General features: G+C 35.6%; 15 protein-coding genes. 7 read left to right on the forward strand and 8 right to left on the reverse strand.

Annotated elements, in window-relative coordinates; genetic code table 11:
• Nucleotides 1-103: 103 nt before the first annotated feature.
• The 4 genes from RCH13_RS13375 to dnaA form a co-directional block, all read right to left on the reverse strand.
• On the reverse strand, nucleotides 104-481 hold the full coding sequence (locus RCH13_RS13375; protein ID WP_326987754.1) for a hypothetical protein: 378 nt from the start codon (nucleotides 479-481) through the stop codon (nucleotides 104-106).
• A gap of 62 nt (nucleotides 482-543) precedes the next feature.
• Nucleotides 544-1,242: an SAM-dependent methyltransferase gene (locus RCH13_RS13380; protein ID WP_326987755.1), complete on the reverse strand. Its 699-nt coding sequence runs from the start codon at nucleotides 1,240-1,242 to the stop codon at nucleotides 544-546.
• A gap of 114 nt (nucleotides 1,243-1,356) precedes the next feature.
• Nucleotides 1,357-1,800: a low molecular weight protein-tyrosine-phosphatase gene (locus RCH13_RS13385; protein ID WP_326987756.1), complete on the reverse strand. Its 444-nt coding sequence runs from the start codon at nucleotides 1,798-1,800 to the stop codon at nucleotides 1,357-1,359.
• 86 nt (nucleotides 1,801-1,886) lie between these two features.
• Complete coding sequence (gene dnaA / locus RCH13_RS13390) at nucleotides 1,887-3,341, reverse strand: chromosomal replication initiator protein DnaA (protein ID WP_326987757.1); 1,455 nt, start codon at nucleotides 3,339-3,341, stop codon at nucleotides 1,887-1,889.
• A gap of 134 nt (nucleotides 3,342-3,475) precedes the next feature.
• On the opposite strand from dnaA, the gene RCH13_RS13395 reads away from it, so the two are divergent.
• Nucleotides 3,476-3,886 (forward strand): acyl-CoA thioesterase, encoded by a 411-nt coding sequence (locus RCH13_RS13395; protein WP_326987758.1) that lies wholly within the window; start codon nucleotides 3,476-3,478, stop codon nucleotides 3,884-3,886.
• Between the two features lies 1 nt (nucleotide 3,887).
• Here the strand turns inward: RCH13_RS13395 and pepE are convergent, their stop codons facing one another.
• Nucleotides 3,888-4,580 carry a dipeptidase PepE gene (gene pepE, locus RCH13_RS13400; RefSeq protein WP_326987759.1) on the reverse strand — a complete coding sequence of 231 codons (693 nt, stop codon included), beginning with the start codon at nucleotides 4,578-4,580 and terminating at the stop codon, nucleotides 3,888-3,890.
• Nucleotides 4,581-4,765: 185 nt separating this feature from the next.
• Here pepE and RCH13_RS13405 point away from each other — a divergent pair, with 185 nt between their 5' ends.
• The 3 genes from RCH13_RS13405 (at nucleotide 4,766) to pheA (ending at nucleotide 6,670) form a co-directional block, all read left to right on the forward strand.
• Complete coding sequence (locus tag RCH13_RS13405; protein WP_326987760.1) at nucleotides 4,766-5,161, forward strand: hypothetical protein; 396 nt, start codon at nucleotides 4,766-4,768, stop codon at nucleotides 5,159-5,161.
• 145 nt (nucleotides 5,162-5,306) lie between these two features.
• Entirely contained in the window at nucleotides 5,307-5,834 is a 528-nt protein-coding gene (locus RCH13_RS13410) for a hypothetical protein (protein ID WP_326987761.1), read from the forward strand.
• Nucleotides 5,831-6,670 (forward strand): prephenate dehydratase, encoded by an 840-nt coding sequence (pheA, locus tag RCH13_RS13415; protein WP_326987762.1) that lies wholly within the window; start codon nucleotides 5,831-5,833, stop codon nucleotides 6,668-6,670. The genes RCH13_RS13410 and pheA overlap by 4 nt, the downstream gene beginning before the upstream one ends.
• A 3-nt stretch (nucleotides 6,671-6,673) precedes the next feature.
• On the opposite strand, the gene RCH13_RS13420 is transcribed toward pheA, so the two are convergent.
• Together RCH13_RS13420 and RCH13_RS13425 are read right to left on the reverse strand one after the other, a co-directional pair.
• Nucleotides 6,674-8,602 carry a M1 family aminopeptidase gene (locus RCH13_RS13420; RefSeq protein WP_326987763.1) on the reverse strand — a complete coding sequence of 643 codons (1,929 nt, stop codon included), beginning with the start codon at nucleotides 8,600-8,602 and terminating at the stop codon, nucleotides 6,674-6,676.
• 107 nt (nucleotides 8,603-8,709) lie between these two features.
• Complete coding sequence (locus RCH13_RS13425; RefSeq protein WP_326987764.1) at nucleotides 8,710-9,987, reverse strand: replication-associated recombination protein A; 1,278 nt, start codon at nucleotides 9,985-9,987, stop codon at nucleotides 8,710-8,712.
• Between the two features lie 120 nt (nucleotides 9,988-10,107).
• Here RCH13_RS13425 and yidD point away from each other — a divergent pair, with 120 nt between their 5' ends.
• Nucleotides 10,108-10,344 carry a membrane protein insertion efficiency factor YidD gene (gene yidD / locus RCH13_RS13430; protein ID WP_326987765.1) on the forward strand — a complete coding sequence of 79 codons (237 nt, stop codon included), beginning with the start codon at nucleotides 10,108-10,110 and terminating at the stop codon, nucleotides 10,342-10,344.
• Nucleotides 10,345-10,430: 86 nt separating this feature from the next.
• Nucleotides 10,431-11,300, forward strand: a complete 870-nt coding sequence (gene lgt, locus RCH13_RS13435; protein ID WP_326987766.1) for a prolipoprotein diacylglyceryl transferase — start codon at nucleotides 10,431-10,433, stop codon at nucleotides 11,298-11,300.
• 51 nt (nucleotides 11,301-11,351) lie between these two features.
• Here lgt and RCH13_RS13440 read toward each other — a convergent pair whose 3' ends face one another.
• Nucleotides 11,352-12,848 (reverse strand): NAD(P)H-hydrate dehydratase, encoded by a 1,497-nt coding sequence (locus RCH13_RS13440; protein ID WP_326987767.1) that lies wholly within the window; start codon nucleotides 12,846-12,848, stop codon nucleotides 11,352-11,354.
• A gap of 145 nt (nucleotides 12,849-12,993) precedes the next feature.
• Here RCH13_RS13440 and mscL point away from each other — a divergent pair, with 145 nt between their 5' ends.
• A complete protein-coding gene (mscL, locus tag RCH13_RS13445; protein WP_326987768.1) occupies nucleotides 12,994-13,320 on the forward strand; it encodes a large conductance mechanosensitive channel protein MscL in 327 nt (108 codons plus the stop codon).
• Nucleotides 13,321-13,402: the final 82 nt, after the last annotated feature.

Raw genomic sequence — 13,402 nt, forward strand, 5'->3', positions numbered from 1 at the left:
CCTACAAAAGAAAAAACACTAGCGATAACGTTATCGCTAGTGTTTAATTATTTAATTTTGTTTAATAATCTGTATCGCTTTTTTAGGACGGGACAGAAGAATTTTATTCTCCGAAATGACTTTTTACTTTTTCTAAAACTTGGTCTGGACTCATTTTTTGATCTGTATCCAAAGTCACTTTTAAGTTTTTAAACTGTGCAGTTTCTGCCAAGTGATTTTTAAACTGCTCTTGGATCTGTCCTGTTCCCGTTAAATATAATTCTTCGGTATTGGTGATCAACATTTCCAAATCTTTGAAGTATTTCGCCGTATTGGTTTGCTCAACATTGTTGGCATTTTTCTCACTGGAATTACCGTGTTGAACATCTCTTTTTACAGGATCACAAACGAAAAATTTATAAGCGCTTTCAATATCGTGATTCTTCACTACGGTTGCATTTTCTGAATCCATCCAGATTCCTGCTAATTTTTTTTCTGACATAATAATTTATTTCCCACAACACACGCAACAATGATGCAAAACGGCTGTTAATGGTTGTTAAATTATCTTCCAATAACGAAGACTGCGGGAATCTTATGCAATTCCGGCTTATTTTTTAGCCAATCCTTGATGGTCAATGTTTTTATAAACTCATGTTCTGGATCATTAATATTCGCGGCGATGCATAATTTTGTTTGCGGCGCAAGTGTTTTGCATAAATCTTCGAAGAGTGGATTATTTCGATACGGCGTTTCCATAAATATCTGCGAATATCCGGTAGAACTAACTTGATTTTCGAGCCATTTTATTTTTAACTTTTTTTCCGTTTTATCAATGGGCAAATAACCGTGGAAGGTAAATTCCTGACCATTAAAACCACTCGCAATTAACGCGAGAATAATCGAAGAGGGACCATTTACAGGAACAACTTGAACCGCATTTTCATGGCTCCACGCCACCATCACGTTCCCCGGATCTGCTATACAAGGTAAACCAGCTTCAGATAACAACCCAAAATCCTGACCTTTTTTCATCAGCATTTGAGCTTCCTGTAAATCTTTTCGTTCCGTATTTTTATTCAAAAGAAAGAATTTTAAATCAGCTTGTATTTTTTCAGGCGCAAAAAATTTAATAATTTTTCTGGCTGTTTTTTCATTCTCAACGAAGAAATAATCAGTTTTCATAATGTATTCCTTTGCGGCAGGCGCAAAATAATCGAGGGGAGAATTTTCTGAAATATAGGCGGGAATAAGGAATAACATATTTTGATGATTTGGTGAGGTGATACTGCGGTGATTCGGTAATTCGGTGATTCGGTGATTTGAACATATTAACCAAGATTTCTAAAAAATCTCAAGTTTGTCACTTTTCTATTTTTACTTTTTACTTAGATCTTTTAGTTCTGAGGCAATTTTATCAGAAGCTTTATCAAGCATATGATAAACGCGGTCGAATTCTGGTAATTCACTCCAGTAAGGATCTGGAACTTCTTCATCCTCCAGGATTAAGGAAACTTTTTTACGGGAATCTTCATCATTGGTCAAAGCTAAAACATTTTGAAGATTACTTCGATCCATCACATAAATAAGATCATAAACCTTGAAATCGTCTGTGGTAATCCGTCTCGATCTTTGAGAAGAAATATCAATATTGTATTTATTAGCAATTTCTACGGAACGATGATCAGGACTTTTGCCTGCGTTATTCTCTAAGGTTCCCGCAGAATCTACTAGAAAGTTTTCGGGTAGTTTTGATTGTAAAATTCCTTCTGCCAAAGGACTTCTGCAAATATTGCCGAGGCAAACCATTAATATTTTCATGTTGTTTTTTTTAACGACGGGAATTTACAAAATAAAAAAAGGAACTTATAAAAATTCCTTTGGTATACTTTAAATGGTGATAAAAATTATTGTCTAATTTTCTCGCCGAGTTCTTTTACATATTTCTTTAATTCCTTGTCAATTTTAGAAACATCTTTAATCGTGTCACACGCATACATTACCGTTGAGTGATCTTTTCCGCCCATTTCCTCACCGATTTTTGTAAAAGTGCAATTGGTTAGCTCTTTCGCAAAATACATGGCTAATTGACGTGGTAAAGCGATTTCTCTTTTACGGGTTTTGGATAAAAGCTGCTCTCTTTCAATGCCGAAATACTCACAAACCACATCTTGGATATAAGGAATATTGATGACTTTTTTCTGGTTCGCCGCAATTTTATTGATGGTCTCTTTTAAAAGTTCTAGACTTAGTTCAGATTTATAAATGGTAGAATACGCAATCACAGAATTGATGACGCCAATGAGTTCTCTAACATTTGTTTTCACCTCATTTGCTAGAAAATCCAGCATATCTTCCGTTAAAACAATTCCGTCACGGCTTAACTTATCAACAATGATTTTTCTTCTGGTGTCAAAATCTGGAGATTTAATTTCCGCAGACAAACCCCATTTGAATCGGGAAACAATACGTTCCTGAATATCTAAAATATCAACCGGCGCTTTATCAGACGTTAAGATTATCTGTTTTCCGTTTTGGTGCAGATAATCGAAAATGTGGAAAAAACTGTCTTGCGTAGATTTTTTACCAGAAAGAAACTGAATATCATCAATGATTAAAACATCAACCATTTGATAAAAATTCGCGAATTCTGTTTGCTTGTGCGCTTTTGCCGCTGAAACAAATTGCTGGATAAATTTCTCCGAAGAAAGATATAGTACAACCTTATCTGGAAATGAATTTTTAACTTCTAAACCAATAGCATGACCCAAATGCGTTTTTCCCACTCCATAACCCCCATGTAAAAACAAAGGATTAAAAGCCGTAGAACCTGGTCTCTTCGCGATAGATTTAGCTACAGTAGAGGCAAACTTATTGCTTTCACCTTCTACATAATTATCAAAAGAGAAATCCGCTTTAAGGTTAGAATCAATATTCACTTTTCTCATGCCCGGAACCACAAATGGATTGATGACATTGGAAGAAAAAGAGGGTGGCAAAGTCTCTTGAACTTTCGGAGTAGGAATAGTTTTTCCTTTTACATTTACCGTAATGGGCTGCTCTTGACCACTTGGTTTGTTTTCCATTACAGAATACCAAAGCTTCACCCCTTTTCCAATATTTTTTTTCAAGGCTGCAGAAAGCAAAGACAAATAATTATCTTCAATATATTCTTTGTAAAAATCGCTAGGAACTAGAAGCGTTAAATTATTACTTACTAAGGAAACCGGACGAACATTATCAAAAAGTAAATCAAAGGAATTCTCTAATTTTTTTAGATCCGTATTGTCTTCAGCTGCATTCAGGTTGTCCCTCATGAACTGCAAACATTTTTCCCAAATAAGTGTTAAATTTTCATCCATTTTCGATCCGCAATTTTCCCTGCAATATTTGTTTTTGGAGGGAAGACAAAGATGTAATTTTTAAATGTCTTAAAAAAATTATTGTGCTATTGATTATTTAAAAATATATTTGTATGACTAATTTAAAACTTTCAATGATACATACAACACACACATTACGAGTACGTTACGGAGAAACCGACGCTATGCGATACGTCTATTACGGCAACTACGCAGAATACTTAGAAGTGGCTAGAGTTGAACTTTTTCGCACTCTTGGAATTCCGTACGATGAGATTGAAAATCAGGGAATTTGGTTACCTGTTTCGGAGTACAGCATTAAATACATGAAGCCAGCTTTGTATGATGAACTTTTGGAAATTCACACCTACATCAAAAAAATTCCAGGCGTGAGAATTGAATTTGAATATGAAATTTATAATCCTTCTAAACAAAAAATTTCTACCGCAAAAACAACCTTATTTTTTCTGGATTCCAAAACTAATAAAGTCGTAAAATGCCCCGACTTTTTAATGAAGATTATCGAGCGAAATTGGAAAACTTAATCTAAAGTTGCGTTCCTACTTCTATTTCGTATGGCTCTTTGTCTCTTTCAAAAATTCTGGTTTGTTCAATTCCTTCCACTGTAATGAGATCTCCTACTCTTCTGATCCAGTTTCCTTCCCGAAGACCAACTACTTTCGTGTCATTTTGCGTTAAAAATTCTTTGATCCGTGTTTCTCGGGTTTCGCCGTTATGTTTTAAATCTGGATTTGCATCTAAATAATGTGGATTTAAATTAAATGGAACAAGACCCATGGTTTCAAAACTTGCAGGATACACAATCGGCATATCATTCGTAGTTTTCATATTGAGTCCCGCGATGTTTGAACCAGCACTCGTGCCGAGATAAGGTTTTCCTTTCAAAATATTTTCTTTCAGCGGAATCATTACATTTTCCTCGTGGAGCGTTTTTACCAATAGAAATGTATTTCCGCCACCCGTAAAAAATCCTTTTCCAGCATTTAAAGCTTCCACTTTATTTTCAAATTCATGCAATCCTGTCACTTTGATATTGAATTCCGAAAAGAATTCGCGAACTTTTTGCGTATAGTCATCGTGAGAGATTCCACCTGGTCTCGCATAAGGAATGAAGACAATCTCATCGATATCGCGAAAAAGTTGAGTGATTTCGTCAGTTAGGTAATCTAAATATGCACCGCCAAAAAGCGTAGAAGTAGAGGCTAAAATAATATTCATATACAAAAGTTGAATTTAGGTAAAGGTAAAAAATATTACAAAATAGAAACGGTCAACCACAAATTATCACATTTACAATTATACAGATTATACTTATCAACTTTGTGTTAATATGTTTTTAATCAATAAACATATCGTAATTTAAGCTTATCTCTGCATACAAATTAACAACAAATACTCACAAAATGAATTATACAGTACTTGGATTATTTCCGGGGCAAGAATTCGCAAAAGAAATTTTCGCAAGTTTAGAACAATCAGGTTTTGAAAATCGAGATTATATCATGCACAAAACACCCTACAAAAAAGAAGAAGCAAAAACTCCTATCTCCCAAAGTTTGATTACAAGCGTATATGCAAGAAATGAGGATGAATTAGCAACTATTAACAGATTTTTTGAGAAAAATGAAGTGGTGAAAATTTATGAATTTCAGGATATGACTTTGGAAGACGCGAAAAACTTGGATTATGTAAAAAGAATAGTTGCTTTGCGCGCTGAATCTCAAATTTACGCAATGCCTGCTTTTACAATGAACAAAATAACAATGAGTGAAGGAATTTCTACAGAAGTTAGGGCGTAATTACTTCTACTTTTTCTCAACATTATAAAATCCGAGATTACCTTGTGGATTTTTTTATGGTCAAAAGAAGATTTTGCAGTTATTTTATAAAATTAAAGTCGCCCTATTCAGAAGTAATTTCTATTTTTGATTTATGAAAATTTTCATGCTTCTCTTAACTGTGGTTTCAACCTTTGTTTTCTCCCAAGAAAATACGTTGCAAACCAAAAAAGGAATTTACCCACTTTATTTGATGGACGGTATTATCGCCAATGAAAGTGAGATGAAATTAAAGGATCCCACGCAAATTTTAACCATCAGCGTTTATAAATCTGATCAGCTCCCGGAAGCATTAGCCGGACTGAAAAACTTTGGAAAAGATGGAATTATTGATTTAAAATTAAAAGTTAAAAATCCAAGCGATTTGTCAGCCGTGCTTAAAAACCATAACACGGAGCAAGGTTTGCCAGCAAATAATCCAATCTATGTGAACGGCGTTTTGGTAAAAGATCCCACCATACAAATTTTGTACAAAGCCATTGTAGAATTTGAAATTACGGAAGTAGATTCTGGCAAATATCTCAATATTTGGACGATCAGTAAAGAAGATCGTAATAATTTAGTAACTAAAAGAGGCGGAGTTAAAATACAGCAAAGAGACGGAAAGGATAGGAAAACAGTGCTACTAAAATGAAGATTGCCTTTCTTGGACCTACAGCAAGTTTCACGCAATTAGCTTGCTCCCAAATTTTTCCTCAACATCAAATAATTCCTCAATCCAGCATTTTAGATTGTTTCTGGGCTGTGATAAATGGGATTGTGGACAAAGCGGTTGTGCCTTTAGAAAATTCCATTGAAGGAACAGTCTCCATGACGCTCGATTATCTCTATGACTTTTCGGAAATTTATATTGAAGCCGAAGCAGTAATGCCCATTTCGCATCATTTGATGGTTCATCCGAATCATGAAAACTTTGATCGAATTATTTCTCATCCACAGGCTTTATCACAAACTTTTCATTTTCGTCAAGATCATTTTAAAGATATAGAAACGCAGGATTTCAGTTCTACTTCCGCGGCAGCGAAATGGGTTGCAGAAAATCCAAACGAAAAATGGGCGGCAATTGCCAATCATTACGCGGCCAAATTATATGGTTTAAAAATCATTAAAAATGATATTCAAGATTTTGAACAAAATCACACCAAGTTTATTGTAATTTCCAAAAAGCGACATGTCTTAGAACTCACTTTTGAACCCAATTCTGAAAAAACTTCTTTAATTGTAACGCTTCCAGATGATCATCCCGGTGGTTTGCATCAAATCCTCTCCGTTTTTGCGTGGCGAAAAATGAACCTTTCAAAAATTGAAAGCCGCACCCTGAAAACTGGTTTAGGGAATTACTTTTTCTATATTAATGTCGCGAATGAGTGGCATCCCATTTTATCTGAAAACGCATTAGAAGAACTGCGGTTGTTTGGTGCAGATGTAAAATTTCTCGGACATTACAATGAATATCTTTTAGAAGGATAGTTATTAATTCTTCGTGAATTTTATATTTTTACCTTTAATCTGAATGATATAAACTCCAGTTTTCAAGGTGGAAACATCAATGGGTTGAGCAGATTCATACTTTCCTGTTTTAATCAGTCTTCCATCCATTGCAAAAATTTGATAATATTCAATTCCAGTAATTCCTTTGAATTCTATTTTGTCTTTTACGGGATTTGGAAATAAAATTAAGTCTGTATTAGCATAGTTTGCAGTAGTTAGAGCGGGATCGAAACTTACCGTGGAGTTTTTTTCGATAATGTGATATTCTTTGTTGAATTCCACACTCGCCACCTGAAAGTTAATCGGCTGAGAAAAAAATTGATTGTTTGAAGTGTGATCCAAAACAATTTGCGCGACTTCTCCATTGATTCCGTTCACTTGGATGGGCAAAGGAAGCTGAAAAAAATCAACAGAAGCGTCACTTTGGGTTTGAGAAACACTGAATTTTAAATCCTGATTCGCTACAGGTTGATTCCATTTTATTTGATAGGTTGGATATCCTTCTCCATAAATCCAGTCCGCAAAAAACCAGGTCAAATCTCTTCCAGTAGAAATCAAAATCTGATTTTTAAAATCCTCCGTTTTTGCATAATTGTAAATGAAAGCAGGGTTTGCAGCATACTCTTTCAACATTTGGTAAAAAACCTCCTCGCCTAAAACCCACTTCATCGTTCGCAACACAAAACCACCTTTCACATAAGTCAATCTTCCGCTGAAGAGTTCTGGAATAATTCCTAATTTGGCGTCACTCACATAAACGCTGCCATTGGGTAAACTTGTAATGGTATTAATTTGATTGGCTAAATGCGTCAAAAATTGAGGTTGCGTCATTACATTTTTCTCAAAAATAAGCTGCTCCGCAAAAGTGGCAAAACCCTCATTAAGCCAGATATCGTTCCAAGCTCCACACGTAATTTTATCGCCAAACCATTGATGCGCCAATTCGTGAGCGATTACAGGTTTTCCAAAAAAACTCATAGAAGACATGGTTTGATGTTCCATCGCTGCGCCATTTACAGCAAATTCCATGTGTCCATATTTTTCATTGGAAAATGGGTACGGTCCAAAATATTGCTCAAAAATAGTCATGCATTCTTTCGTCCATTCAATCGTGTCCAAAACACTGGAATTTGCGGCCGTATCGGTGTATAAATAGTTCACAAAAGGAAATGATCCAGTTCCAATGACATCATTCGTTTTGGTAAATTCCCCGATAGATAAAGCAACGAGATAAGCAGCCATTGGATATTGAGTCCTCCAAAAAGTCAATTTTTTATTACCGGGAACACTTGTCTCCGACATTAATTTTCCGGCGGAACCTACACTGTAATTTTCTGGCGTTGTAATTTTTAAATCAAAAGCTTCAATTTTATCATTCATGCTTTGCTTGGTTGGAAACCAATTTTGCGCGCCATAAGGTTCAGAAAGGGTTCCGATAACCGGACTTCCAGCGTGCGTTCCAAAATAGAAAGACGTTCTGGTAGAATTATCTGGAATCCCGGAATATTTGATGGTTAAGGAATCCAAAGTATTCGAAGAGAGGGTTGCGCCAAAGTCAATCTTCAATTCTTTAGTCGGCAATTGCTGAAAGCTCACCACATTTCCACGATACAAAACTTCGGAAACAGGAATATTATCGGTGAAGTCAAAATAAATACTCGTCATATTTTGATTTGGAAGAAAATGAGAAGTCACAGACCCAGAAATTTGGACAATGGCCGGATCCAGATAGACCTCCATTCTTTGGTATTTTAAATCATAATTGAGCGTATTCGGGTTGACATTAAAATCCGTCATCTTGGAATAATTAGCGAGCTCATTATCGATAAATCCTTTATTATGCGTAATCGATTGGGAAAAAGAATTGACTGAAAAGAAAACAGCCATTGCCAAAAAGTAAAAATTTTTCATCCTCTTAATTTTAAATAAAGGTAAAAAAAAACACCTGACAATCAATTTAGTGTTCTAAATAATTAGAAAAGGAAAAAAGCGTGGAAGAAATTGAATATCTGAATGTCTCAATATTTATCTTTCCATTTTTTCTTCAGTTGTTCTGCAATTTTATTTTCGGTGCTGTTATTCCCTGGTTTATAAAATTGCGTTCCTTGAATTTCTTCCGGTAAAAATTCTAAATCCACAAAATTACCTTCATAAGAATGCGCATATCCATAGTCTTTTCCATAATCCAAATCCTTCATTAATTTTGTGGGTGCATTTCTCAAATGAAGAGGAACTGGTAAGTTTCCTGTTTTTTTCACAAAAGACATGGCTTCATTAATCGCGGTGTAAGTGGAATTGCTTTTCGGGGAAACGGCTAAATAAACCGCAGTTTCACTCAAAATAATTCTCGCTTCTGGATTTCCAATTAAATTAATCGCCTGAAAACAATTATTCGCCATCACTAAAGCATTTGGATTTGCCAATCCTATATCTTCGGCGGCTAAAATCACCATTCGCCGTGCTATGAATTTGATATCTTCACCACCGACTAGCATTCTGGCTAACCAATAAACGGTACCGTTCGGATCAGAACCTCGCATTGATTTGATGAAGGCCGAAATAATATCATAATGTTGTTCGCCATTTTTATCATACAGCGCCATTGTTTCCTGCAGAACAACTAAAACATCCGCATTGGAAATTTCCTTTTTGTCGGAATTTTTAAACTGATTCAAAACATTTTCCACGGAATTAATTAACTTTCTCGCATCACCGCCAGAATATTGAATGAAAGCTTCTTTATCTTTAAACTGAAAAGATGTTCCTTCCTGTTCATTGTATTTTTGAAATGAAATTTCTGCCAGTTCTTCTAATTTTTCAAAGGTGAGAGATTTCAGCACATAAACCTGACTTCTAGACAATAGTGCCGAAACGACTTCAAAACTCGGATTTTCTGTAGTGGCACCAATTAAAACAATCCAACCTTTTTCCACCGCGTGAAGCAAGGAATCCTGTTGTGATTTATTAAACCGGTGAATTTCATCAATAAACAAAATTGGAGATTTGCCAGAAAAGAGATTTTGTTTTTTAGCTTCATCAATCACTTCCCGCACATCTTTTACACCGCTGGAAACTGCAGAAAGTTTAAAAAAATTTCGTCCAGATTGTTCCGAAATAATTTCCGCTAAAGTAGTTTTTCCCGTTCCAGGTGGGCCCCAGAGAATTAAAGAGTTCAACGTATCATTTTCCAGCATTTTTCGGATGGTTCCATTTTCTCCGGTCAAATGTTCCTGCCCGAGAACCTCATCCAAAATTTTCGGACGCATTTTTTCGGCAAGAGGACTGTTATTATTCAATTTTGGAATTTGAAAGGTTGAGTTGGTTTGAAACCGAATTTCATACCATGATCGGTTGATTTTGAAGTTTAAATAGAATCGTTGAGCAAATTTAAACTATTTACTTATTTTTGCAACTGCATGTTCAATAAAATCATCACCTTTCCGCTGGTTGCTCTTATCAAGATTTATCAGTGGTTTATCTCCCCAATTTTGCCAAAAAATTGCCGCTATGAACCTACTTGCTCTCACTATATGGTTAAAGCGCTGAAGGTTCATGGACCCATTAAAGGATTTTGGTTAGGTGCAAAAAGAATTTCCAGATGTCACCCGTGGGGTGGAGATGGTTATGATCCAGTGCCGCCAAAGGATAATTGAAGTAAATTGACCACATAAGTTTTGAGGTTAATGAGCTGTAGTCATTAGAAACGAATTAATAATTTTAAATTTTTGAAAAACAATATATGTTGACATTTTTATACACCACTTGGGATCCATCTACAGGAATACATTTAGGTCCAATTACCCTTCACTACTACAGTTTAATGTTTATACTGGCTTTCGGATTGGGTTATTATATTTTCACCAAAATGTACACTATTGATAATGTGAATCATAAATACATAGAACCGCTTTTTACGTGGACTTTGGTGGGAACTATCTTAGGAGCAAGAATTGGGCACGTTGTTTTTTATCAGCCAGAGCTTTTCCGAGAGGATTTCTGGTCTGTATTTCTACCCATTAGAACAAAACCGACTTTAGAATTTACAGGATTTTCTGGTTTAGCAAGTCACGGAGCAACCATTGCATTGATTTTTACAACCCTATATTATTCCTACAAAATCATCAAGAAAAATCCTTTTTGGGTTTATGATAGAATTGGGATTCCAGTTGCTTTAGGTGGTGCTTTTGTAAGAATTGGAAACTTTTTTAATTCAGAAATTATTGGAAAAGCTGCGCCAGAAGGTTCTCCTTTCGCGGTTTTATTTCCGCAGCAGAGTACGGAATACGGTGCAATAGTGCCAAGATATCCAACTCAACTTTTTGAAGCGGGTGGATATTTTCTCCTGTTTGTATTACTGTGGGTTTTATACAGATATACGGAGAAAAAATACCAGCAGGGCTGGCTATTTGGATTGTTTTTTATCTTGCTTTGGGCGGTACGATTCTTTGTAGAATTCCTGAAAGAACCACAAGGTGATGAATTTATTCATTTTGCAGGACTTAATACCGGCCAGATTTTATCGATACCGTTTATGCTGGCAGGTTTTGTAATTATGTATACCTCGAAAAATCGGGTGATTACGGAAGAGGAGAACGGACAACCAGACTAAATTTTGCTACAATATAAATCAATCCTTTCAAATTATTTGGAAGGATTTTTTTTAGTTTAAAGATTTAAAAACATTCCCGATCTCCTCAATCAAATCAGTGGGAAGCATCGCTTCTTTGGACAATTTATCCGCCGCAAGATCACCGGCTTTTCCATGAAGCCAAACTCCAAAAAGGGCAGCATCTTTTGAAGTGTATTTTTGAGAGAGAAGAGAAGTAATTATTCCTAATAGTACATCGCCACTACCACCTTTTGCCATACCAGAATTTCCCGTGATATTATAAAAAACCTCGCCTTCCGGAGTGATGACCTGCGTGTGGTGATCTTTCAAAATGATATAGATTCCAAAACTTCCCGCCTTCTTTCGCGCAACTAGTAATCTTTCGAAAGAGTTTGCAGTCTTTCCGAAAAGTCTTTCAAATTCTTTCGGATGCGGCGTGATTATAGAATTTTTTGGAATCAATTCTAAAGCTTCAGGATTTTTAGCTAAAATATTCAAAGCATCAGCATCTAAAACCAGAGGTTTTGCATAATTTTTTAAAAAGTCTAAAAATGATTTTTCACTTTCGGCCGCAGTGCCTAAACCAGGACCGATCCCTAAAGTCATTTCTTCCTCCACATTAAATTCTGAAATCCAATTTTCTCCACCACTCAAAAACATCGCTTCGGGACAGGTGGACTGAATTATTTCATACCCACATTTTGGAGCCTGTATAAAAGTGATTCCACTTCCGGTTCGCAAGGCAGCTTTCGTAGCTAAAACTGCAGCGCCAATTTTCCCAGAACTTCCAGCCACAATTTGTGTTTTTCCAAAATTTCCTTTGTGCGTAAATTCATCTCTTTTTTTATAAATGCTTGAAATCAATTCATCATCAATAGTAAAATTTTCCGAAGGTTCTTTTAAAGCAAAATCTTTATCCAGGCCGATATCCAAAACATGGACCCGTAAGCAAACCTTTCCTGTTTCGGGATGCAAAAAAGCTTTCTTCCAGGTTTGAAAAGTGAGCGTATCTTCGGCCTGGAAAATTACAGCATCTTCATCCGAAATAGTGTCCGCAAAAAGTCCAGAGGGAATATCGATCGAAATCTTTTGTGCCTCAATTATATTTAGAATTTTGATGGTTTCCCCCACCTTTCCACCTATTTTTCGGTTTAATCCAATTCCAAATATCGCATCAATGATCACAGAATTCGTTTCAAATAAATAATCTTTCGCTTCCAGAAAATCTCTAATTTTTATGAGTGGAATTTTTTGAACTGCTTTAAAATTTTCCGCAGAATCAGGTGGAAAATTTAAATTTTCTGAGTCCAAAAAGATAGAAACGTTCAAACCTTTATCGTAAAGTATTTGTGCGAGTGCAAAACCATCACCACCATTGTTGCCTCTACCACAGAATAGGTGAACAGGTGAATCTTTTTTAAGATGTCTCAAAATCCAATCGGCACAACTTTCTGCAGCTCGCGCCATTAAAAGCCCACTATTAATGGGGGCTTTTTCCAATGTAACTTCATCCCATTTTTTGATCTGAGAAGCGGTGAAAATTTTCATTTATACTTTATTTAATTTTAAATGTAAGGAAAGATTAAAATACGAATTTCATTGACACCACTAAAAAACACTTGCTGCTCTTGTTTTAGTCAACATTCTTTAAAAAAAATACTATTTTTGAATCATAACATGAAAAATATAGATTATGGGATTAGTACAGGAATTTAAAGCGTTCGCATTCAAAGGTAATGTAATAGATTTGGCGGTAGCAGTCATTATCGGAGCTTCATTTGGCAAAATTGTTTCTTCATTGGTAGAAGATGTAATAACACCACTTTTGCTGAACCCCGCATTAAAGGCAGCTGGTGTAGAAAATATTGCTAAATTGACCTGGAACGGCGTGACGTACGGAAATTTTTTGTCGGCTGTAATCAGTTTTCTTTGTATCGCAATGGTGCTGTTCTGGCTGATCAAAGCGGGAAATAAAGTGATGACTCCTGCAGAAGTCGTGGTCGTAGGTCCAAGTAAATAGGAAAAACTCTTGACTGAAATCAGAGATTTATTGCAAAGTAAATAGAATAATTTTCACTTAATAATAAAGAAAGACGCATTTT

Origin of the sequence: Chryseobacterium sp. MP_3.2, from assembly GCF_035984805.1 — a bacterium.
GTDB lineage: Bacteria > Bacteroidota > Bacteroidia > Flavobacteriales > Weeksellaceae > Kaistella.